The 21,542-nt window shown below is 73.4% G+C and carries 16 protein-coding genes and 1 pseudogene; 12 read left to right on the forward strand and 5 right to left on the reverse strand.

Features of this window, described 5'->3' with window-relative positions:
- Window positions 1–35 precede the first annotated feature (35 nt).
- Window positions 36–623 (reverse strand): TetR/AcrR family transcriptional regulator, encoded by a 588-nt coding sequence (locus ACFY2B_RS35750; protein WP_390767207.1) that lies wholly within the window; start codon window positions 621–623, stop codon window positions 36–38.
- An 87-nt stretch (window positions 624–710) separates the two neighbouring features.
- Here ACFY2B_RS35750 and ACFY2B_RS35755 point away from each other — a divergent pair, with 87 nt between their 5' ends.
- Together ACFY2B_RS35755 and ACFY2B_RS35760 are read left to right on the forward strand one after the other, a co-directional pair.
- Complete coding sequence (locus ACFY2B_RS35755) at window positions 711–1,634, forward strand: SDR family oxidoreductase (protein WP_390767250.1); 924 nt, start codon at window positions 711–713, stop codon at window positions 1,632–1,634.
- A gap of 117 nt (window positions 1,635–1,751) precedes the next feature.
- The gene (locus ACFY2B_RS35760) at window positions 1,752–2,207 is read left to right on the forward strand and encodes an RpiB/LacA/LacB family sugar-phosphate isomerase (RefSeq protein ID WP_390767208.1); all 456 of its coding nucleotides are present in this window, start codon (window positions 1,752–1,754) and stop codon (window positions 2,205–2,207) included.
- Window positions 2,208–2,478: 271 nt separating this feature from the next.
- Here the strand turns inward: ACFY2B_RS35760 and ACFY2B_RS35765 are convergent, their stop codons facing one another.
- Complete coding sequence (locus tag ACFY2B_RS35765; protein WP_390767209.1) at window positions 2,479–2,844, reverse strand: DUF6479 family protein; 366 nt, start codon at window positions 2,842–2,844, stop codon at window positions 2,479–2,481.
- A gap of 138 nt (window positions 2,845–2,982) precedes the next feature.
- On the opposite strand from ACFY2B_RS35765, the gene ACFY2B_RS35770 reads away from it, so the two are divergent.
- The 4 genes from ACFY2B_RS35770 to ACFY2B_RS35785 all read left to right on the forward strand — a co-directional run bounded on the left by ACFY2B_RS35770 (window position 2,983) and on the right by ACFY2B_RS35785 (window position 7,850).
- Window positions 2,983–3,357 carry a ferredoxin gene (locus ACFY2B_RS35770; protein ID WP_376531164.1) on the forward strand — a complete coding sequence of 125 codons (375 nt, stop codon included), beginning with the start codon at window positions 2,983–2,985 and terminating at the stop codon, window positions 3,355–3,357.
- 90 nt (window positions 3,358–3,447) lie between these two features.
- The gene (locus tag ACFY2B_RS35775) at window positions 3,448–4,626 is read left to right on the forward strand and encodes an acyl-CoA dehydrogenase family protein (protein ID WP_390767210.1); all 1,179 of its coding nucleotides are present in this window, start codon (window positions 3,448–3,450) and stop codon (window positions 4,624–4,626) included.
- An 802-nt stretch (window positions 4,627–5,428) separates the two neighbouring features.
- A complete protein-coding gene (locus ACFY2B_RS35780) occupies window positions 5,429–6,757 on the forward strand; it encodes a glycoside hydrolase family 25 protein (RefSeq protein WP_390767211.1) in 1,329 nt (442 codons plus the stop codon).
- Between the two features lie 193 nt (window positions 6,758–6,950).
- Window positions 6,951–7,850: an oxygenase MpaB family protein gene (locus tag ACFY2B_RS35785; RefSeq protein WP_390767212.1), complete on the forward strand. Its 900-nt coding sequence runs from the start codon at window positions 6,951–6,953 to the stop codon at window positions 7,848–7,850.
- Between the two features lie 45 nt (window positions 7,851–7,895).
- Here ACFY2B_RS35785 and ACFY2B_RS35790 read toward each other — a convergent pair whose 3' ends face one another.
- On the reverse strand, window positions 7,896–8,654 hold the full coding sequence (locus tag ACFY2B_RS35790) for a PIG-L family deacetylase (RefSeq protein WP_390767251.1): 759 nt from the start codon (window positions 8,652–8,654) through the stop codon (window positions 7,896–7,898).
- Between the two features lie 273 nt (window positions 8,655–8,927).
- Between ACFY2B_RS35790 and ACFY2B_RS35795 the strand changes: the two genes are divergently transcribed.
- The 5 genes from ACFY2B_RS35795 to ACFY2B_RS35815 all read left to right on the forward strand — a co-directional run bounded on the left by ACFY2B_RS35795 (window position 8,928) and on the right by ACFY2B_RS35815 (window position 17,328).
- Window positions 8,928–11,153, forward strand: a complete 2,226-nt coding sequence (locus tag ACFY2B_RS35795) for a tetratricopeptide repeat protein (RefSeq protein ID WP_390767213.1) — start codon at window positions 8,928–8,930, stop codon at window positions 11,151–11,153.
- 113 nt (window positions 11,154–11,266) lie between these two features.
- Window positions 11,267–12,829, forward strand: coding sequence for a phytoene desaturase family protein (locus tag ACFY2B_RS35800; protein WP_390767214.1), 1,563 nt, complete (start codon window positions 11,267–11,269; stop codon window positions 12,827–12,829).
- Between the two features lie 208 nt (window positions 12,830–13,037).
- Window positions 13,038–14,150 (forward strand): nitronate monooxygenase, encoded by a 1,113-nt coding sequence (locus ACFY2B_RS35805; protein WP_390767215.1) that lies wholly within the window; start codon window positions 13,038–13,040, stop codon window positions 14,148–14,150.
- Complete coding sequence (locus ACFY2B_RS35810) at window positions 14,147–15,697, forward strand: acyl-CoA synthetase (protein ID WP_390767216.1); 1,551 nt, start codon at window positions 14,147–14,149, stop codon at window positions 15,695–15,697. The genes ACFY2B_RS35805 and ACFY2B_RS35810 overlap by 4 nt, the downstream gene beginning before the upstream one ends.
- Before the next feature lie 128 nt (window positions 15,698–15,825).
- On the forward strand, window positions 15,826–17,328 hold the full coding sequence (locus ACFY2B_RS35815) for an acyl-CoA synthetase (protein WP_390767217.1): 1,503 nt from the start codon (window positions 15,826–15,828) through the stop codon (window positions 17,326–17,328).
- A gap of 76 nt (window positions 17,329–17,404) precedes the next feature.
- Here ACFY2B_RS35815 and paaK read toward each other — a convergent pair whose 3' ends face one another.
- Complete coding sequence (paaK, locus tag ACFY2B_RS35820; protein WP_390767218.1) at window positions 17,405–18,700, reverse strand: phenylacetate--CoA ligase PaaK; 1,296 nt, start codon at window positions 18,698–18,700, stop codon at window positions 17,405–17,407.
- 222 nt (window positions 18,701–18,922) lie between these two features.
- Here paaK and ACFY2B_RS35825 point away from each other — a divergent pair.
- A pseudogene (locus ACFY2B_RS35825) lies at window positions 18,923–19,865 on the forward strand (alpha/beta fold hydrolase).
- Here the strand turns inward: ACFY2B_RS35825 and ACFY2B_RS35830 are convergent.
- Complete coding sequence (locus ACFY2B_RS35830; protein ID WP_390767219.1) at window positions 19,823–21,442, reverse strand: acyl-CoA synthetase; 1,620 nt, start codon at window positions 21,440–21,442, stop codon at window positions 19,823–19,825. The pseudogene ACFY2B_RS35825 and the gene ACFY2B_RS35830 overlap by 43 nt on opposite strands.
- Between the last annotated feature and the right edge of the window lie 100 nt (window positions 21,443–21,542).

A 21,542-nucleotide genomic window follows, 5' to 3' on the forward strand; every position in this document is an offset into this window, starting at 1 on the left:
CGCACCCCGCCCGGGCGGCCCGTCCCGCCCGTCGGTCACGGCGACGGCTCGGCGAGGCCGCCCGCCGTCATCAGGTCCCGCACCCCGTCCAGCGATTCCCCCAGCCACTCGGTCATCTCGCGTTCGTCGTCCGCCGTGAGCCAGCGTGCGAAGCCGACCTTGAAGACGGCGACCCCCAGTTCGCCGGTCAGGCTCGCGGCCGGCTCCCCGACGCCGCGTCCGCGCAGGGCCTCGGCGACCGCGGCCGACAGCGTGGCGAGCTTGGTCGTCTCGCGTTCCCAGAGTTCCGGGTTGGCCTTGATGACGGCCTGTCGCCGCCGCGCGAATTCGCGCCGGTCGGTGAAGATCGCACAGGCCGCCGTGAGCCCCGCCGTCACCGCGTCGAGGGGCGTGGCGGACCGCGGGGACTCGGCGACCCCGGTCACGAACAGGTCCTGGAGCAGGTCCGTGCCGCCGAACAACACCTCGCGCTTGTCGGCGTAATGCCGGAAGAAGGTCCGCTCGGTCAGACCGGCCCGGCCGGCGATCTCCGCCACGGTGGTCTGCTCGTAGCCACGCTCGCTGTAGAGCTCCAGCGCCGCCACAGCCAGGCGTCCGCGTGCATCCGGCTGCCATCTTCCCATGCGCAGATCCTACGTGATGTCAGTGCCTGACATCGCATGCTACGGTCGATGACAGTCACTGACTTCAAGGTCTGGGGTGTCTTCTCCATGCGTATCTTCGTGACCGGAGCGTCCGGCTGGATCGGCTCCGCACTCGTTCCCGAACTCATCGCCGCGGGGCACCGGGTCGTCGGGCTCGCCCGCTCCGACGCCTCCGCCGCCGCCCTCACCACCGCCGGAGCGGAGACGGTCCGGGGCACCGTCGACGATCTCGACGTCCTGGCCGGCGCCGCGGCCGCGTCGGACGGCGTGATCCACCTCGCCTACAAGCACGACATCGCCTTCAGCGGCGACTACCGGGGCGCCGCGGAAGCCGACCGCCGCGCCGCCGACGCCGTCGGCGACGTGCTGGCCGGCACCGACCGGCCTTTCGTTCTCGCCTCCGGCCTGGTCGGCCTCAGCCCGGGGCGGGTGGCGACCGAGCGGGACATGCCCGCCGACGACGGCTCACCGGCTTCCGTCCGCATGACCACCTCCATGGCGGTGCTCGCGCTCGCCTCGCGCGGCGTGCGCTCCTGCGTGGTCAGGCTCTCCCCGACCTGCCACGGCGACGGGGACGCCGGGTTCATGGCGTCCCTGGTCGCCGCGGCCCGGGCCAAGGGCGTCTCCGGCTACCTCGGCGACGGTGCCAACCGCTGGCCGGCCGTCCACCGCCTCGACGCGGCACGGATGTTCCGGCTGGCGGTCGAGCGGGCCCCCGCGGGTTCGGTGCTGCACGGGGTCGCCGAGGAGGGCGTCGCGGTCCGCGACATCGCCGAGGTCATCGGCCGTCATCTCGATCTGCCGGTGAGGCCCGTGGCCCCCGAGGCGGCGGCCGGGTACTTCGGCTGGCTGGCCGGTCTCGTCGGGCTCGACATGGCGGCCTCGAACGCCCTGACCCGTGAGCTGATCGACTGGCAGCCGGTCCACCCCGGCCTCCTCGACGACCTCGACAAGGGCCACTACTTCGCCGCCCCCGCCCCCGCCTCCTGAACACGCGGTCGCGGTCACTCGTCCCGCCGCCCGCCCGCGCGGCCGAGGGCCCGGGGGCGGTGCGGCACCGGCCCCGGGCGGTGGGCCCGGAGACGGCGGTCGGTTAGGCTCCGCGGCATGCGGATCTCTGTCTCCTCGGACATGGACGAACCCGTCGCCCGTCTCCTCGTCGCGGAACTGCGCGAGCGCGGGCACGAGGTGCGCGTACACGGGGCTCTGGAGCCGGGGGCCGACCCCCAGTGGGCGGTCTGTTCGGAGGCGGCGGCCCGTGACGTGGCCGCCGGGACGGCGGACCAGGCCGTCGTCTGCTGCTGGACCGGCACCGGCGCCTCGATCGCTGCGAACAAGGTTCCGGGCGTGCGCGCGGCGCTGTGCACGGACGCCTACACCGCCGAGGGCGCCCGACGCTGGAACGACGCCAACGCCCTGGCCCTCGGTCTGCGCCTGACCTCCGAGCCGGTCCTCAAGGAGATCCTGGACGCCTGGTTCGCGACCGGGCCCAGCGACGACGCCGAGGACCGGGGCAACGTGGCCCACGTCGGGCGCCTCGACGCCGGGCGGGCGGATTCGTAGTCCCTGTTCGCCTCTCGCGCTTCCTGCACGGTGGTGGCAGCGGCGCGGGCGAGCACGGCCGGGCTGTGACCAGGGTCGGTGACGGTGAAGGCGGTGGCTTCTCGCGTCCGCCGCGCGCACCCGCTCCTCACGGCCGGTCCTGCGGCCCTGACGCCCGGCCCCCGACGCCTGGACCCCGGCATCGGGGGCCGGGCGTCGGGGGCCAGGGGGGAGGGGCGAGGGCCGTACGGGTGGAGCCCGGCGGCCGCCGGGGCGGACGGGCGGGCGCCGGTCAGTGGGCGCCCAGGCCGCCCCCGCCGAACGAGCCGCTGGAGCCCTTGCTCCAGCGTGGTCGCTCCTTGGCGGTGCTCGGCCGGGTCTGCTGGTTGCTCAGCTCGTACGGGGTGAGCGGACGGCCGCCGTCGAGCGTCTTCGGCACCTCTTCGGACTCCCGGTTCTCCCGGATCTCGCGCACCGCGCCGCCCGGGGGCAGTTGCGGCTGTTCGTCGGGGCGCGGCCGGGGCGGCTCGCGGAACTTGATCCGGGAGCCCAGCCAGAAGCTGCCGGCGAGCACCGCCAGGACGGCGACGGCCACCGCGAACAGCGCGAGGCTCCACAGGCCGCTCGGCGCGGCCATCTGTATCGAATGTGTGCTCATAGCGCTGACCTACCCCTTTGATAAAGGTGCGAACCGGACATATCCCATTCTGGGTGGTCGGTGCTCCTCCTGAACAGCCGGCGGCCGTCGATCCCGCAGCCCGGGTTTCATCCGCCTCGCCGGGGCAACCCGGTGCGTGTGACACCGACGACTTCCGAGCAGGAGCTGTACCGCTTCCTTGAGGACCGTTTCGCCTGTGCGCAGGCGTGCACGGAGTGCGCGCGGGCATGTGCGCTGCGCGCGAGTCTGCTGGATCCGGACGGGACCGACGGGCCCGAGCGGGCGCGACGGCAGGGCATCCTCTGCGCCGAGGTGTGCGACAGCACCTGTCGCATGCTGATCGAGCAGAACTGCCAGGACGAGGCCGGCGTCCGGGTCCAGCTGGAGTGGTGCCGCGCGGTCTGCGCCGACAGTGCGGCGGCGTTCGACGGGCGGCCGGGCGCGCAGTCGACGGCGGAGGTGTGCCGGGTCTGCGCCCGCGCCTGTGCCGACTTCGTCGCGCTGCTGGACTGAGACTTCCTTCGAGGCGTGCCATTCACAATTTCTGTAACACGTTCTACGGTGTGCGCCGTCAGGACCGGCCATCGGGAGCCTGGAGGCGCCGTGCATCTCGACCACACGCCCGAGCAGCAGCGGCTGCGCACCGAACTGCGCGCCTACTTCGCCAGCCTGGTACCGGACAACGCGTACGCGCGCTACGCGGACCCGGCCGCGCAGAAGCGGTTCTACCGCGACACGATCCGGCGGCTCGGCGCGGACGGCTGGCTCGGCGTGGGCTGGCCCGAGGAGTACGGCGGACGCGGGCTGACGGCGATGGAGCAGTTCATCTTCTTCGACGAGGCCGCGCAGGCCGGCGTACCGCTGCCGCTCATGGCGCTGAACACGGTCGGCCCGACCTTGATGCGGTTCGGCACCGACGAGCAGAAGGATTACTTCCTGCCCCGGATCCTCTCCGGCGAGATCGACTTCGCCATCGGCTACAGCGAGCCGGACGCCGGTACGGACCTCGCGTCCCTGAAGACCCGCGCGGTGCGCGACGGCGACGAGTACGTGGTCAACGGGCAGAAGATCTGGACCACCAACGGCGACACCGCGGACTGGGTGTGGCTGGCCGTGCGCACGGATCCGCAGGCCCCGCCGCACAAGGGCATCACCATGCTCCTGGTGCCGACCGCCGACCCCGGCTACACCTGCACCGTGATCAACACCCTCGCCTCGCACGACACCACGGCCAGCTACTACGAGGACGTCCGGGTCCCCGTCTCCCGGCGGGTCGGTGCCGAGGACCAGGGCTGGCGGCTGATCACCAACCAGCTCAACCACGAACGCGTCACCCTCGCCGCGCACGGCACGATGGCGATCCGCGCGCTGTGCGACGTCCAGCGCTGGGCGACACAGACCAAGCTCACCGACGGCCGCCGGGTGATCGACCTGCCCTGGGTGCGCAGTCGGCTGGCCCGGACCCACGCCAGGCTGGACGCGATGAAGCTCCTCAACTGGCGGATGGTGAGCGCCGTCCAGGACGGCAGCCTCACCCCGCAGGACGCCTCCGCGGTGAAGGTGTACGGCTCCGAGGCGCGCCGGGACGCCTACGCCTGGCTCATGGAGATCGTCGGCGCGGCGGGCCCGCTCAGGGAGGGTTCGGCGGGCGCGGTCCTGCACGGCGAACTGGAACGCGGCTATCGCTCGGCGGTGATCTTCACCTTCGGCGGCGGCAACAACGAGATCCAGCGCGAGATCATCTCGTGGATCGGGCTGGGGATGCCGCGGGTGCGGCGCTGAGCCTGGGCGAGCGCGCCGGAGGCAGCGACTCCGGCGGAGGCGGCGACCGCGCAGAGGGCGGCGACGGCACGGACCTCGACCGCTCGGAGGCGTCGGCCGCGGTGGAGGCGTCGGCGGAGGTCACGGCGACGGGTTCGGGACCGGCCCCGAGGGAGTCGGGGCGTGCCGAGCGGTGACACCGGCCGCGAACAGGGCATGCCGGACCGGTGGGTTGCCGCGCGGGCGCGCTCGGCGCCGTGGACGCGGACGGCACGGCCGGGTGCGGCGGAGCCGCGCACACCGTTCTCGCCGCTCCCGGCATTCCGAAGCCCAGGTCCAGCCCCCGGCCGTCCGGCGCACAGCCCCCGGCTGCCCGGCGCACAGCACCGCGCCACCCGGGCCGCCCAGTTCGGACCCGGCGTGGTACTCGTCACCACCTGCTCGCCCTGCGCGGACGCGACCGGCCCCCCGCTCGCGGACCTGCGGGCGGCCCGGACCGGCCGCGAGGCAGCCGCCGGACCGGAGCCCCGGCCGCCCGCCGTGGCCCTGGCCGCGCTCCTTGCCGACCCGTCCTGCACCGCCGCGCGCGCCCTCTGCGCCGGTGACCGGACGTCGGCCGCACACCTGGAGGACGGGAAGAAGCCGTCGAGCCGGGCAGCCGTCGACCGTGGTCCGACCCTGTCACCGCCCGTCGACCGTGCCGCCCGCCCGAGCCGTCCCCAGGGCGATGCCACCCCGGGCGGCGACGCCTCCACCGTCCCGTCCGGTGCCGGCGGCGACTTCACCGTCGGCCGAATCAACAGGGGAGCACGACAACGCCCTTATGGGTATCACCATCTCGGCGGCCGGCACGGTCGCCGTGGCGAACACCGGCGGAACCGCGAACGCCTCCGTCGTCGTGTTCCGACCCGCGGCCCGGTGGCACACCTGGCCGCCCGCCCATCGACAGGACCGCCGCAACCACCGTGACGACAACCTCGATCAGCTCCACGTTCACCTCAAGCAACGCCATGGGCACCGCAGTTGTGGCCTGGGCGTTGGCCGGGCCCGCGTAGTATCCGCGCTGCGCCAGACACAGAAGGAGGTGCGGATGGCCACCTGCCGCGGCATGGACGTGTCCGCCCATCAGGGCACCCAGGACTGGGCCGCCCACAAGAAAGACGGCGTCGTGTTCGCTTTCGCCAAAGCCAGCGAAGGCCAGCACACCCGGGACCCCAAGTTCGACAACCACATCACCGGGATCACCAGGGCCGGGATGGTGCCCGGCGCCTACCACTTCGCCTGGCCCAACCAGGACGTTGCACAGGAGGCCGCGAACTACATCGGCGCGGTCAAGTCCCATGCGAAGAAGGGGTTCACGCACTGGCTGGACCTCGAACGCTACTCGGACGGCCGCAACTACAGCGGCCGCAGCGCGGCCCAGATCCGGAGCTGGGCCGCCGCCTGGACCGCCGCCGTGCGGAAGGCGTTCCCCGGGCAGCGCGTAGGGATCTACACCAGCGGCGAGGACCTCGCCGCGGGCCATGTGCCCGCCGGGGTTCCCCTCTGGTACCCGGCCTATCCCTGGGGCGCCGCCCCCTACAGCAAGGCGGAGGCCGCGGCCCGGCCAAAGCCCAGCGGACGGGCCCCGCTCGTCTGGCAGTTCACCAGCCAGCCCCTTGACCGATCCATCGCCTATCTGTCCGAGGCGGGCCTGCGCGCCTGGGCCGCGGGTGACACCTCCGAGGAGGACGACATGCCCCAGTACGTGAACCTCGGGCTCGCCAAGCCCTACACGCTCCGCCCCGGAGGGTGGGACTCGATCGAGTTCACCAACGAGTGGACCGACGAGACCGGTGACCACGCCACCAACGGCAGCGTCTGGGCGCGCGGCCCGGCCCGCTTCACCGGCAGCATCAGCCTGCACATCGCCGGACTGCCGGCCGGCGCGGTCGTCCAGGCCCGGATGTCCGAGTACGAGGGCGACACGCACCAGGCCGACCACCCCATCCACGAGATCATCGGCACCGCCGACGGGACCTTCGCCGTGATCCCGTTGACGAAGCGGCTCGGCAAGGGCCACGGCATGCGCGTACGGCTGCTCAACCAGGCCAAGGCCCCGGTCACCGTCAGCAGCGCCGTGCTGACCCTGGTCGTCTGGAAGGAGGGCTGATCCGCGCGGCTGCGGAGGACCGCCGGGGATGTCGTGGCACCGAACGGGGTGGGTGCCGGTGACCGGGCGGAGTGCGCCGGTACCGACGCGGTGACCGCGCCGTCGCGGACCCGGGAGCACCCCCGGGTCCCTTTCCCGCCGACCGGAGACAATGGAGCCGGAACGACGGCTGCATCGGATCGCGGAGGCATGCGTGGGGCTGCGGACCCGGGTCGCGGACGAACTCAGGGCGACCGTGCACGGCGGGGACCTCGAACTGCACCGGTACGAGGGGCCGCCCGGTGATCCCGGGCTGCTCGGGATCACCCCCGGCGATCCCGCCTGGCGGGTGCACGGGCATCTGACCGGCATGCTCACCGGCGGGTTCGCCGCGCTGATGCTCCAGTCACTGCACCCGCTGGCCATGGCCGGGGTCGACCAGCACTCGGACTTCCGGTCCGACCCGGTCGGCCGGCTCGCCGGCACCGCGCGCTTCGTCACCACGACGACCTTCGGCTCCACGCCGGCCGCGCACGAGGCGATCGCCCTGGTGCGGCGTATCCACACCCGGGTCCGGGGCACCGCACCGGACGGGCGGCCCTACCGCGCCGACGACCCCGAACTGCTGACCTGGGTGCACACCGCGGAGGCGCACAGCTTCCTGGCGGGCTACCAGACGTACGCGCCGCGCCGGTGCCGGCTCACGCCCGCCGAGTGCGACACGTACTACCGGCAGGTCGCCCCGGTCGCCGAACTGCTGGGCGCGGAGCAGGTGCCCCGCGACACCCGGCAGGCCGAGCGCTACCTGGCCCGCATACGCCCCCGACTCCGGGCGACCGAGGCCGCGTGGGACTCCGTGCGGTTCCTCCGCGGCTTCGGCCGGACCGCACGGGAACGGCTGGTCGTGCACCAGTTGATGAACGCCGCGGTCGGCCTCCTGCCGGACTGGGCGCGGTCCGAACTCCGCATCGGCCGCCCGGCGGCCGTTCGCGCCTGCTGGGACCGCCCGGCGGCCACGGCGGTCGGCCGCACGCTCGAATGGGCACGCGGCCCCTCGGAGATACACACGGCGGTGCGCCGCCGCCTGGCCCAGGAGACCGTCACGAGGCCCTGACCGCAGCGCGCGAACCGGGAACACGGGGGCAGCGGGCCGGTGTCGTCAGACGCTCAGCTCCGTCCGGGCCGCCGCCTCGGCCGCAAGAGGGTGACGGATGAACCACTCGGTGGCGAACAGCCGCTCCCACGCGGCCGACGGAAGGCCGGAGACGATCCCCGGCAGACCTCCCCGCGTCACCTCGGAGCGATGCGCCAGCACCGCGGCGACCTTCTGCTCCAGCCAGGGGCCGACATCGACGGTCGCGGTGACCTGCTCGTCCGGAACGCTGTATGCCGCCTTGCGCGCACCGATCACGTCCTTGAGCGCGGGCACGGCCGAACGCGGGTGCGTGGCCAGGTAGAGGGCACGCGGCTGCCAGGGGGCGCCGGCGTCCGGGTAGAGCTGCCCCAGCCCGGCGGCCTGGGCGGCGAGCACGGTCACCCGGTGGGTGTGCAGATGGTCCGGGTGACCCGTCAGCCCGCCGTAGCCGTCATGGGTGATGATGACGTCCGGACGGAATTCCCGGATGTGCGCCACCAGGCGCCCCACCGCCTCGTCGAGCGGTGCGTCGCACAACCGCGGACGGTCCGGGGCCGAGTGGGGTACGCGCGCGTCGGCGTAGCCGAGCAACCGCGGCCCGCCGGCGCCGAGGATCCGCAGCGCCTCCGCCAACTCCGCGGCCCGCGGGGTGCCCTCGGCCCAGGTCGCCGTGACGACCGCGGTCCGCGCGCCCCCGGCCGCGTGCCGGGCGAGCACACCGCCCGCCGAGAGGGATTCGTCGTCGGGGTGGGCGAACACCGCGAGCAGGTTCGGCAGGGGCATCGACGGACCGCCTTCCAGCGCGAAGAGAGTTGATCGTACGGCACGGGGCGCCTCGCCCGCCCGGCCCGCCGGAGCGGAGACGGTGCGCGGAGCACCTCCTGCCCGCCCCGGGCAGGAGGTGACGCGGTGTTCGTCCGCGGCCATACAAAGTCGGACGATAGGCCGCCATACTGGACTTGCGGGGGGAGTGTCATGCATCGGGGCGGCTCGGCCGTACCGTGGCGCGGTCCCCGGGGGAGGGCTAGCGGCGACGGACGGGGGCGACGGCGCGCCATGGCGGACACCAGACTGGTCCAGGGCCGGTACCGGCTGCTCGACCTGATCGGGCGGGGCGGGATGGGCGAGGTGTGGCGGGCACACGACGAGTCGCTCGGGCGGCAGGTCGCCGTGAAGTGCCTCAAGCCCCGCGGCCACCAGCACGACCAGGCATTCACCCGCGTCCTGCGGGAACGGTTCCGCCGTGAGGCACGGGTGGCCGCCGCGCTCTCCCACCGCGGGGTGACCGTCGTCCATGACTTCGGCGAGTGCGACGGCGTCCTCTACCTGGTGATGGAACTGCTGGAGGGCCGCAACCTCAGCCAACTGCTGGAGGACAACAAGCAGCACCCGCTGCCGGTCGACGACATCGTGGACATCGCCGACCAGGTCGCCGCCGCCCTCGCCTACACCCACCGGCAGGGCATCGTGCACCGGGACCTGAAGCCCGCCAACATCATGCGGCTCACCGACACGACCGTGAAGATCTGCGACTTCGGCATAGCCCGCCTCGGCCACGACATCGGCTTCACCGCCCGGCTGACCGGCACCGGCATCCCGATGGGCACCCCGCACTACATGTCCCCGGAACAGATCAGCGGCACGGAGGTCGACCGGCGCAGCGATCTGTACTCGCTGGGCTGTGTCCTGTACGAGATCGCCACCGGCGTGCCGCCGTTCGACCTGGGCGACGCCTGGGCGGTCCTCGTCGGCCACCGCGACACCCCGCCGGTCCCGCTGCGCCGCCACCGCGCCGAACTGCCCGAGTACTTCGAGCGGATCGTGCTCGACCTGCTGGCCAAGCGGCCCGAGCAACGGCCGTACGACGCGAGCGAGGTGGGCCTGCGGCTGACGACCGGCCGTACAGCGCCCGCCCGTGCCGCGACGGTGGTGACGCCCCGGCCGTGGCCGCCCGAGCCGGCGTCCCGCGTGCCCGGGCTGCCGTCCTGGACCCGGGGCATGACCGCCGGACCCAAGGCGGGCGGCGGCGCACTGCGTACCAGGCCCGCGGAACCCCCCGCGGCCGGGCTCTCCCGCGCGTGGACCCCCCGGCCGCACACCGGTCCGGACCGGCCCGGCGCGTCCTGCGCGCCGCCGGAGGCGGCCCGCGCGCTCGTCGGACGGCACGACGCCGGCCTCGGCCTGGGACGGCTCGGCCGCTGGGCCGAGGCCGGCGAGGTGCACCGCGCCGTCGCCGCCGACCGCGCCCGGCTGCTCGGCCCGGCCCACCCGGACACCCTCGCCAGCCGCTACGAGATCGCCTTCACGCTGAGCCGCACCGGTCGCGCAGCCGACGCCCTGCGCGTCTTCACCGAGGTCGCCCGGGAACGCAACCGGGTGCTGGGCCCCGACCATCCCGACTCGCTCGCCGCCCGGCAGGAGATGGCGTACGTCCTCGGACAACTGGGCCGCCACTCCGACGCCCACCAGGTCTACGCGGCGGTGCTGGCCGCCCGCGAGCGCACCATGGGCCCGGACCACCCCGACACCCTGCGCTGCCGCCACAACCTCGCCTTCAGCCTCAGCCGGCTCGGCCGCCCGGACGACTCGTACCGGACGGCCCGCGAGGTGGCCGCCGCCCGCGCCCGGGTGCTGGGCCCCGACCACCCCGACACGCTGGTCACCCGGTACGAGGTCGCCTACGCCCTGGGACAGCTGGGCCGCTGGGAGGAAGCCCTGCGCGCCTACCGCGAGGTTGCCGAGGCGCGTGCCCGGACCCTCGGGCCCGACCACCCCGACACCTTCGCCGCCCGCTACGAGATGGGCATCAGCCTGGGCCGCCTCGGCCGCAGCGCCGACGCGCTCCGGCTCTACCGCGGCCTGGCCGACGACCGCACCCGCGCCCAGGGGCCGGCCCACCCCGAGACCCTGCGCGCCCGCCACGGCCTCGGTGTCAACCTCGGCCGGCTCGGCCGCTGGGAGGAGGCCCTCGCCGAGTCCCGTGACGTGTGCGCGCTGCGGACCCGCGTCCTCGGCCCGGACCACCCGGACACCCTGGTCAGCCGCCGTGAGGTCGCCGTCGGCCTGGGCTGGCTCGGCCGCTGGCCGGATGTGCTCGGGGAGTACCGCCGGGTGTCCGCCGCCCGCGAGCGGGTGCTCGGCCCGGCTCACCCCGACACCCTCGCCAGCCGCAGTGACGAGGCCCACTGCCTGCAACAGCTCGGCCGGAGTGCCGAGGCGGGCGAGCTGTTCCGGAGGCTGGCCGTGCTGCGCCGACGGCAGGCTACGTCCGGCGGACGCTGAGCCCGCGGACGCCGAGTCGGCGGAGCTGGCTGGTGGCTGGTGGCCGATCGGGTCGCGGGCCGCGGTCCGGCACGCCTCTGGCCGACGTAGATCATCACGTGTTACGAAGAACCATGCCTGCACACGAGGGATCCCGGACCTACGACGCCGTCATCGTCGGCGGCGGCCACAACGGACTGGTCGCCGCCGCCTACCTGGCCCGGGCCGGACGGTCCGTGCTGGTCCTGGAGCGGCTGGAGCACACCGGCGGCGCGGCCGTTTCGACCCGCCCGTTCGCCGGCGTCGACGCCCGGCTCTCCCGCTACTCCTACCTGGTCAGCCTGCTGCCCCGGAAGATCGTGCGGGACCTGGGCCTGACCTTCCGCGTCCGCGGCCGCACCATCTCCTCCTACACCCCGACCGAGCGCGCCGGGCGCCCCACCGGACTGCTGGTCGGCGGCGGCGAGCGGCGCACCCGGGACGCCTTCGCGCGGCTGACCGGCGGCGAGAGCGAGTACGCGGCCTGGCAGCGCTTCTACGGCATGACCGGCCGGGTCGCCCAGCGGGTCTTCCCCACCCTCGTCGAACCGCTGCCCACCCGCGACGAACTGCGCCGCCGCGTCGACGACGAGGACGCCTGGCGGGCCCTGTTCGAGGAGCCCATCGGGGTCGCGATCGAGCGGGAGTTCAGCGACGACCTGGTGCGGGGCGTCGTCCTCACCGACGCGCTCATCGGCACCTTCGCCGACGCCCACGACCCCGCCCTGCCGCAGAACCGCTGCTTCCTCTACCACGTGATCGGGGGCGGCACCGGTGCCTGGGACGTGCCCGTCGGCGGCATGGGCGCCCTCACCGACGCGCTGGCCGCCGCCGCGCGCACGGCCGGCGCCACCCTCGCGACCGGGCACGAGGCCGTCCGTATCGACACCGACGGACAGCACGCCGAAGTCGTCTACCGCACGGCCGACGGCGAGGGCGTCGTCGCCGCCCGGCACGTGCTCGTCAACGCCTCGCCGCAGGAACTCGCCGCCCTCACCGGCGATCCGCGGCCCGCCCCCGCCGAGGGCGCCCAGCTGAAGGTCAACATGCTGCTCAAGCGGCTGCCCGCGCTGCGCGACACCACCGTGGATCCACGGGAGGCGTTCGCCGGCACCTTCCACATCGCCGAGGGGTACGGGCAACTGGCCGCCGCCCACGCCGAGGCCGCGGCCGGTCGGCTCCCCGCCGCACCGCCCTCGGAGATCTACTGCCACTCCCTGACCGATCCCTCGATCCTCGGTCCCGACCTGGTCGCCCGGGGATACCAGACCCTCACCCTGTTCGGGCTGCACACACCGGCCCGGCTCTTCGCCGAGGACAACGACGCCGTACGCCGTGACCTGCTGAAGTCGACGCTCACCCAGTTCGACGCCCAGCTCGCCGTCCCCCTCGCCGACTGCCTGGCGACCGACGCCGACGGCCGCCCGTGCATCGAGGCGAAGACCCCTCTCGACCTGGAGCACGACCTGCGGCTGCCCGGTGGCAACATCTTCCATCGCGCGCTGGCCTGGCCCTACGCCCAGGAGGACACCGGACGCTGGGGCGTCGAGACCCGGCACGCCAATGTCGTGCTGTGCGGTGCGGGTGCAGTGCGCGGGGGCGGGGTGAGCGGAGTGCCGGGGCACAACGCGGCGATGGCGGTGCTGGAGCGGGACTGAGGACGCGGCGGTACCCGCCCGGCTGCCGCCTCCGACCGGGACGGGGCCCGAACCGCGGCGGTGCTGTCGCGGGCCGGAGTGCGCCGACGGCACGTGCGGCTCCGGGCGCGGCCCCCGAAGAATCCGACGCCCCGCACCCGACCCCGAAATCTGACGCTGTATCAGAAAACCTCTTCCGTCGTCCCGGGGACTGCGGCATCCTGCGCCCATGCAGACGGAGCTGAGCAAGCAACTGGGAGTCGAGCACGCCGTCTTCGGCTTCACGCCGTTTCCCGCCGTTGCCGCGGCCATCAGCCGGGCCGGCGGCTTCGGGGTGCTCGGCGCGGTCCGCTACACCGCCCCCGACGAACTCAGACGCGACCTCGACTGGATCGAGGCCCACGCCGAGGACCGGCCCTACGGCCTCGACGTCGTCATGCCCGCCAAGAAGGTGGAGGGCGTCGGCGAGGCCGACGTCGAGGCGATGATCCCCGAGGGACACCGCCGGTTCGTCACGGACACCCTCGCCAAGTACGGGGTGCCCGAACTCGCCGCAGGCGAGGCGTCCGGCTGGCGCATCACGGGCTGGATGGAGCACGTGGCCCGCACCCAGCTCGACGTCGCCTTCGACTACCCGATCCGGCTCCTCGCGGGCGCCCTCGGCTCCCCGCCCGCCGACGTCGTGGCCCGCGCGCACGACCGGGACGTGCTCGTCGCCGCCCTCGCGGGCAGCGCCCGGCACGCCCGCAAGCACCGGGACGCGGGCATCGACATCGTCGTGGCGCAGGGCTACGAGGCGGGCGGCCACACCGGGGAGATCGCCTCCATGGTGCTGACACCCGAAGTGGTCGACGCCGTCGCCCCGCTGCCCGTGCTGGCGGCGGGCGGCATCGGCAGCGGACAGCAGGTGGCGGCCGCGCTGAGCCTGGGCGCCCAGGGCGTGTGGCTGGGCTCCATCTGGCTGACCACCACGGAGGCGGACCTGCATTCCCCCGCCCTCACCCGCAAACTCCTCGCCGCCGGGTCCGGCGACACCGTCCGCTCCCGCTCCCTCACCGGCAAGCCCGCCCGTCAGTTGCGCACCGAGTGGACCGACGCCTGGGACGCCCCGGACGGACCAGGCACCCTGCCGATGCCGCTCCAGGGACTGCTGGTCGCCGAGGCGGTCTCCCGGATCCAGAAGTACGAGGTCGAGCCGCTGCTCGGCACCCCCGTCGGACAGATCGTCGGCCGGATGACCACCCAACGCGACGTCCGGGCCGTCTTCGACGATCTCACCCGCGGCTTCGAGCGGGCCGTCGACCGCATCAACCGCATCGCCGGAAGGAGCGGCCAGTCGTGAGCACACCTCCCACCGGTTTCTGGGCCCAGGCCGCCCAGGACCCCGACCGCATCGTCCTCATCGCCCCCGACGGTGAGGCATGGACCGCCGGCCGACTGCACGCCGCCGCCAACCAACTGGTCCACGGCCTGCGCGCGGCGGGCCTGGAGCGCGGCGACGCCCTCGCCGTCGTGCTGCCCAACGGCGTCGAGTTCTTCACCGCGTACCTGGCCGCCAGCCAGGCCGGGTTCTACCTCGTGCCCGTCAACCACCACCTCGTCGGACCCGAGATCGCCTGGATCGTCTCCGACTCCGGCGCCAAGGTGCTCGTCGCGCACGAACGGTTCGCGCAATCCGCCCGCCAGGCCGCCGACGAGGCCGGCCTCCCGGCGACACACCGGTACGCGGTCGGCACCGTCGAGGGCTTCAGGCCGTACGCCGAACTCCTCGCCGGACAGGACGCGTCGGCGCCCGCCGAGCGCACCCTCGGCTGGGTGATGAACTACACCTCGGGCACCACCGGCCGGCCCCGCGGCATCCGGCGCCCACTGCCCGGAAAACCCCCCGAGGAGGCGTACCTCGGCGGCTTCCTCGGCATCTTCGGCATCAAGCCGTTCGACGACAACGTCCACCTGGTCTGCTCGCCGCTCTACCACACGGCCGTGCTCCAGTTCGCGGGTGCGTCGCTGCACATCGGGCATCTGCTGGTGCTGATGGACAAGTGGACGCCCGAGGAGATGCTCCGCCTCATCGACACCCACAGGTGCACCCACACCCATATGGTCCCGACCCAGTTCCACCGCCTGCTGGCGCTGCCGGAACGGGTCCGGCAGTCGTACGACGTGTCGTCCATGCGGCACGCCATCCACGGCGCCGCGCCCTGCCCCGACCACGTGAAACGGGCCATGATCGACTGGTGGGGGCACAGCGTCGAGGAGTACTACGCGGCCAGCGAGGGCGGCGGTGCCTTCGCGACGGCCGAGGACTGGCTGAAGAAGCCCGGCACGGTCGGCAGGGCCTGGCCGATCAGCGAACTCGCGATCTTCGACGACGAGGGCAACCGGCTCGCGCCCGGCGAACTCGGTACCGTCTACCTGAAGATGAACACCGGCGGATTCTCCTACCACAAGGACGAGGCGAAGACCCGGAAGAACCGGATCGGCGACTTCTTCACCGTCGGCGACCTCGGCTACCTGGACCAGGACGGCTACCTCTTCCTGCGCGACCGCAAGATCGACATGATCATCTCGGGTGGTGTGAACATCTACCCGGCCGAGATCGAGTCCGCCCTGCTCGCCCACCCCGGCGTCGCCGACGCCGCCGCCTTCGGCATCCCGCACGACGACTGGGGCGAGCAGGTCAAGGCCGTGGTGGAACCGGCCCCGGGGCACGAGCCGGGACCCGGCCTCGCCGCCGCCCTGCTCGACCACTGCGCGCGGCACCTCGCCGGCTACAAGTGCCCCAAATCCATCGACTTCGTCGCCGAACTGCCCCGCGACCCCAACGGCAAGCTGTACAAGCGACGGCTGCGGGAACCCTACTGGGAGGGCCGGAACCGCCCCGTATGACCGTACGCCGGGCCCCCGCGACGGCGGGGGCCGGCGCACCCACCGGGACCACCGCCGCGCGACGCCGGGACCGCGCCGTGCCGCCGCGTCCTTGACCCGCTCGCGCACCGCCCGCAGGATCGGGTGCCATGACGCAGGGACACGGCAGCACGGTCGACGGGATGCTGCGGCGCAGCGCCCGGCGCACACCCGCGCGGATCGCGGTGGAGTACGGCGGGCGCCGCTGGACCTACGCGGAACTCGACGACGCCGTCTCCCGCGCCGCCGGCCTGCTGCGCGCCCGCGGCCTGGCCCCCGGCGACCGGGTCGGCGCCTACGGCCACAACTCCGACGCCTATGTGATCGCCTTCCTCGCCTGCGTTCGGGCGGGCCTGGTCCACGTGCCGGTCAACCACCACCTGACCGGCGACGACCTCGCCTACGTCGTCACCCAGTCGGGCAGCGCACTGGTGCTCGCCGACCCGGCCCTCGCCGCACGGCTGCCGGACGGCGTCCCCGTGCTGCCGCTGCGCGACGCCGACGACTCCCTCCTCGCCTCGCTCGCGACGGCGGCGCCGTACGACGGTCCCGAACCGTGCGCCGAGGACCTGGCGCAACTGCTGTACACCTCCGGCACCACCGCGCTGCCGAAGGGCGCGATGATGACCCACCGGGCCCTGGTCCACGCCTACTTGAGCGCGATCACCGCCCTCGACCTGCGGGCCGGCGACCGGCCCGCGCACGCCCTGCCGCTGTACCACTCGGCGCAACTGCACGTGTTCCTGCTGCCCTACCTCGCCGTCGGCGCCACCAACACCGTCCTCGACGCGCCCGACGGCGACACCCTCTTCGACCTGATCGAGGCCGGGCGCGTGGACAGCCTGTTCGCGCCGCCCACCGTGTGGATCGCGCTGTCGAACCGGCCCGACTTCACGACCCGCGACCTCGGCGGGCTGCGCAAGGCGTACTACGGGGCGTCGATCATGCCCGTACCGGTCCTGGAACGGCTCCAGGAGCGGCTGCCCGAGCTGGCTTTCTACAACTGTTTCGGGCAGAGCGAGATCGGCCCCCTCGCCACCGTGCTCGGCCCCGGCGAGCACGCCGGCCGGCTCGACTCCTGCGGCCGCAGTGTGCTGTTCGTGGACGCCCGCGTGGTCGACGAGAACGGCGCGGACGTGCCCGACGGCACACCGGGCGAGGTCGTCTACCGCTCGCCGCAGCTGTGCGAGGGCTACTGGGACAAGCCCGAGGAGACCGCCGAGGCGTTCCGCGACGGCTGGTTCCGCTCCGGCGATCTCGCGGTGCGGGACGCCGACGGATACCTCACGATCGTCGACCGGGTGAAGGACGTCATCAACTCCGGTGGGGTGCTGATCGCCTCACGGCAGGTCGAGGACGCCCTGTACACGCACGAGGGGGTGGCCGAGGCCGCTGTCGTCGGGCTGCCCGACGAGCGCTGGGTCGAGGCCGTCACGGCGGTCGTCGTGCCGCGCGGCGAGGTCACCGAGGCCGAACTGATCGCCCACGCACGCGAGCGGCTCACCTCGTTCAAGGCACCCAAGCGCGTGCTGTTCGTGACCGAACTCCCGCGCAACGCCAGCGGCAAGATCCTCAAGCGGGAACTGCGGGACCGCTTCGGCCGCCGGGACTGAGCGGGCCGGGTGCGGGCGCGGTGGACGAACGAGGGCGCGGCGAGCGCATCGCATCGCGGCACGGCCGGCGGAGCGCTCAGCGCGGGCGCAGGTCCACGATCCGGCGGATCTTGCCCACCGACCGCTCCAGCGACTCCGGGTCGACGATCTGCACGTCGGCCGACACGCCGATGCCGTTCTTGACGGCCGCGGCGACGAGCCGGGCCGCCTCCTGGCGGGTCTCGGGGGTCGCGTCGGGGCGTGCCTCGATCCGTACGGTGAGGGCGTCCAGGCGGCCCTGACGGGTGAGGCGGAGCTGGAAGTGCGGGGCGAGGCCGGGGACGCGCAGCACGATCTCCTCGACCTGTGTCGGGAACAGATTGACGCCCCGCACGATCACCAGGTCGTCGCTGCGGCCGGTGATCTTCTGCATCCGCCGGAACACCCGGGCCGTGCCCGGCAGCAGCCGGGTCAGGTCGCGGGTCCGGTACCGGACGACCGGCATGGCCTCCTTGGTGAGAGAGGTGAAGACCAGTTCGCCCTCCGCGCCCTCGGGCAGCAGCTCGCCGGTGACCGGGTCGACGACCTCCGGATAGAAGTGGTCCTCCCAGATGTGCAGGCCGTCCTTGGTCTCCACGCACTCCTGTGCGACGCCCGGACCGATCACCTCCGACAGCCCGTAGATGTCGACGGCGTCGATCCCGAACCGCTCCTCGATCTCCCGCCGCATCTCCTCCGTCCACGGCTCCGCACCGAAGATGCCCACCCGCAGCGACGTGCCGCGCGGATCCACGCCCTGCCGCTCGAACTCGTCGAGCAGGGTGAGCATGTACGAGGGCGTCACCATGATGATCCGGGGCTCCAGGTCCGTGATGAGCTGGACCTGGCGGGCGGTCATGCCGCCGGACGCGGGGATCACCGTGCACCCCAGCCGCTCGGCGCCGTAGTGGGCGCCGAGGCCGCCGGTGAACAGCCCGTAGCCGTACGCCACGTGGACGGTGTCCCCGGGCCGCCCGCCCGCCGCCCGGATGGAACGGGCCACCATGTCGGCCCACAGCGAAAGATCGTTCTCCGTGTAGCCGACCACGGTGGGGCGTCCTGTCGTGCCGCTCGACGCGTGGATCCGGCGGATCCGGTCGCGCGGCACGGCGAACATCCCGAACGGGTAGTTCTCGCGCAGGTCCGCCTTGGCGGTGAAGGGGAAGCGCGCCAGGTCGTCCAGGGACCGGAGGTCCTGCGGGTGGACGCCCGCGTTGTCGAAGGACTCGCGGTAGAACGGCACGTGGTCGTAGGCGCGGCGCAGGGTGGTCCGCAGCCGCTCCAGCTGAAGCCGCCGCAGCGCCTGCGCGTCGAGCCGTTCCCCCGCGTCGAACAGCTCACTGGCCTCCGTCATGGGGTACCTCTCCCTCACCGGGCACATCTGCTCACATGGGCTTATGTCCACCCACATCGACGTGCATCGACCCGGACGACCGATCATTCGGTCGCCGTGTCCGGGATCAGTAATTCAGGCCGGGGCAGGCGCGGGCAAGGGGGCGGCCTGCACTTTCTCGCCCGTCCGGCCGATCCGGAGTCCCGTTGCGGGCCGCCCAGGCGGAGCCGGATGATCGGCGGCCTGCCCGCGTTCACCGCGCCGGGCGGGAGCCATCCCGCGTACCACGTCCGCGGCGAGAGGGAGCCACTCGTCGTGCTGCCCGGAGGCCCCATGCGGGCCTCGGCCTACCTCGGCGACCTGGGCGGACTGACCGCCCGTCGCCGGCTGGCCCTGCTCGACCCGCGCGGGACCGGTGACTCGGCGGCGCCGGCGGACGCGGCGGCCTACCGCTGCGACCGGATGGTCGACGACGTCGAGACGCTGCGAGGCCACCTGGGGCTCGACCGCATGGATCTGCTCGCCCACTCGGCGGGCGGAAGCCTGGCGATGCTGTACGCCGCCCGGTATCCGCACCGGGTACGGCGACTCGTGCTGGTCACCGCCAACCCGTCGGTCCTCGGTCTGCGGGCCACGGCGGCGGACCGGCTGGCGGCGGCCCGGCTGCGGGCGGCCGAACCGTGGTTCGAGCGGGGCTTTTTGGCCTTCGTGGCCTGGCTGCGCGACGGGGGCGACTTCGACCCGGCCTGTGCGCCGTTCTTCCACGGCCGCTGGGACGCTGCCGCCGCCGCGCACGACGCGGCGGCCGACGCGTACTTCGCGTCCGGTGCCTTCCTTCGCCCCGGACGCCACCCGCGCCGCCCTGGGCCGTCTCGCCGCTCCCGTCCTCGTCCACGCGGGGGAACTCGACGGCGGCCCCTGCCCCGGTCCGGCCCGCCGCACGGCGGAGGCGTTCCCGGACGCGGTCTGCGTCATCCAGCCCGGCGCCGGGCACTGTCCCTGGCTGGACGACGCGGAGCGGTTCGTGCGCCGGATCGCTGCCTTCCGCGACCCGGAACCGGCGGTCTCCTCGCCCCCTCCGGAGCAGGGGCGGGCGCCGTCCGGCGGTCCGCCGGTGTGCGCCGGACGCCCGGGGCGCGCGTCCTACCGGTCGGCGGCAGCCGCCACCTCCCGCGCCCACCGGTAGTCCGCCTTGCCGCTGGGCGAGCGCTGGACCGCCTCCGTGAGCACGAGCTGGCGCGGGATCTTGTAGCCGGCCAGCTGGGTGCGGCAGTGCCGCTGGACGTCCGCCAGGGACAACGGGTCGGCGCCCGCGCGCAACTGCACCACCGCCGCCACGTGATTGCCCCAGGTGGCGTCCGGCACCCCGGCCACGAGCGCGTCGTACACGTCCGGATGCGACTTGAGCGCCTGTTCGACCTCTTCCGGGTAGACCTTCTCCCCGCCGGTGTTGATGCACTGCGAGCCGCGGCCGAGCACGGTGACGACGCCGTCCTCGTCGACGGTGGCCATGTCGCCCAGCAGCACCCAGCGCCGGCCGTCCTTCTCGAAGAAGGTCTCGGCGGTTTTCGCCGGGTCGTTGTAGTAGCCGAGCGGGACGTGCCCGCACTGCGCGACCCGCCCCACCTCACCGGCCGCGACCGGTTCCCGGGTGGCCGGATCGACCACCAGGGTGCGGGAGTTGACGCGGATGCGGAACCCGCGCTCCGGTCCGGAGTCGTCCGTCGCCGTGCCGTTGAACCCGGACTCGGAGGACCCGAAGTTGTTCAACAGCATGGCGTTCGGCACGAGTTCGCCGAACTGCCGGCGCACCGTCTCCGACATGATCGCCCCCGACGACGAGACGCTGAACACCGACGAGCAGTCCGTGCCCTTCATCGGGCCCCGCAACGCGTCGATCAGCGGCCGCAGCATCGCGTCGCCGACCAGGGACACGCTGGAGACCTTCTCCTTCTCGACCGTCCGCAGCACGTCCTCGGGCGTGAACTTGCGGTGGAGCACCACGCGCTGCCCGAAGTTGAACCCGATGAACGCCGTCAGCGTGGACGTGCCGTGCATCAGCGGGGGAGTGGGGAAGAAGGTGATCCCGGCGCCGCCGGCCGCGACCCGCTCGGCGAGTTCCTCCGGTGTGCGCACCGGCTCACCGGTCGGTGCCCCGCCTCCCATGCCCGAGAAGAACAGGTCCTCCTGACGCCACATCACGCCCTTGGGCATCCCGGTGGTGCCGCCGGTGTAGATGATGAACTGGTCGTCGGCCGAGCGTGCCGCGAAGCCCCGCTCCGGCGACCCGGCGGCCTCGGCGTCGGTGAACGCCACGGCGGGCACCTCGGCCGCGCCCGGCCCCGCGGCGCCCACCCGCACCAGATGCCGCAGCCCCGCGGAGCGCGGCAGCGCCGCCGCCACCCGGTCCGTGAACTCCGCGTCGAAGACGAGCGCCACCAGATCCGCGTCCCGGTAGAGATAGGCCAGTTCGTCCTCGACGTAGCGGTAGTTGACGTTGACCGGAACGACGCGCGCCTTCAGGCAGCCGAGCACCGTCTGCAGGTACTCGACGCCGTTGTAGAGGTGGAGCCCCAGATGCTCGCCCGGGCGTATCCCGCTGTCGGCGAGATGGTGTCCGATGCGGTTCGCCGCCGCGTCCAGCTCCGCGTACGTCAGGCGGCGTTCCGCGCCGGTACCCGGGTGGTCGATGTACACGAGGGCTTCACGGTCCGGGACCGCGTCGACGACGGACTCGAACAGGTCGGCAAGGTTGTACTCCACCGTTCCTCCTGACCCGGGCGTACCTGGCATCCGACGGTTCGCCGGTCATCAGAGCAAAGGGCGCCGCAACTGTGAAGGCTTCCTGCGAAGAAATCTGACT

Origin of the sequence: Streptomyces sp. NPDC001270, from assembly GCF_042896695.1 — a bacterium.
Lineage (GTDB): Bacteria > Actinomycetota > Actinomycetes > Streptomycetales > Streptomycetaceae > Streptomyces.

Bases quoted from the DNA above. Each gene is read 5' to 3' on its own strand.
- ACFY2B_RS35755 (WP_390767250.1), top strand. From the start codon at position 711: ATGCGTATCTTCGTGACCGGAGCGTCCGGCTGGATCGGCTCCGCACTC.
- ACFY2B_RS35805 (WP_390767215.1), top strand. From the start codon at position 13,038: ATGCAGACGGAGCTGAGCAAGCAACTGGGAGTCGAGCACGCCGTCTTC.
- ACFY2B_RS35800 (WP_390767214.1), top strand. From the start codon at position 11,267: ATGCCTGCACACGAGGGATCCCGGACCTACGACGCCGTCATCGTCGGC.
- ACFY2B_RS35750 (WP_390767207.1), bottom strand. From the start codon at position 623: ATGGGAAGATGGCAGCCGGATGCACGCGGACGCCTGGCTGTGGCGGCG.
- ACFY2B_RS35795 (WP_390767213.1), top strand. From the start codon at position 8,928: ATGGCGGACACCAGACTGGTCCAGGGCCGGTACCGGCTGCTCGACCTG.
- paaK (WP_390767218.1), bottom strand. From the start codon at position 18,700: ATGACGGAGGCCAGTGAGCTGTTCGACGCGGGGGAACGGCTCGACGCG.
- ACFY2B_RS35790 (WP_390767251.1), bottom strand. From the start codon at position 8,654: ATGCCCCTGCCGAACCTGCTCGCGGTGTTCGCCCACCCCGACGACGAA.
- ACFY2B_RS35765 (WP_390767209.1), bottom strand. From the start codon at position 2,844: ATGAGCACACATTCGATACAGATGGCCGCGCCGAGCGGCCTGTGGAGC.
- ACFY2B_RS35815 (WP_390767217.1), top strand. From the start codon at position 15,826: ATGACGCAGGGACACGGCAGCACGGTCGACGGGATGCTGCGGCGCAGC.
- ACFY2B_RS35780 (WP_390767211.1), top strand. From the start codon at position 5,429: ATGGGTATCACCATCTCGGCGGCCGGCACGGTCGCCGTGGCGAACACC.
- ACFY2B_RS35760 (WP_390767208.1), top strand. From the start codon at position 1,752: ATGCGGATCTCTGTCTCCTCGGACATGGACGAACCCGTCGCCCGTCTC.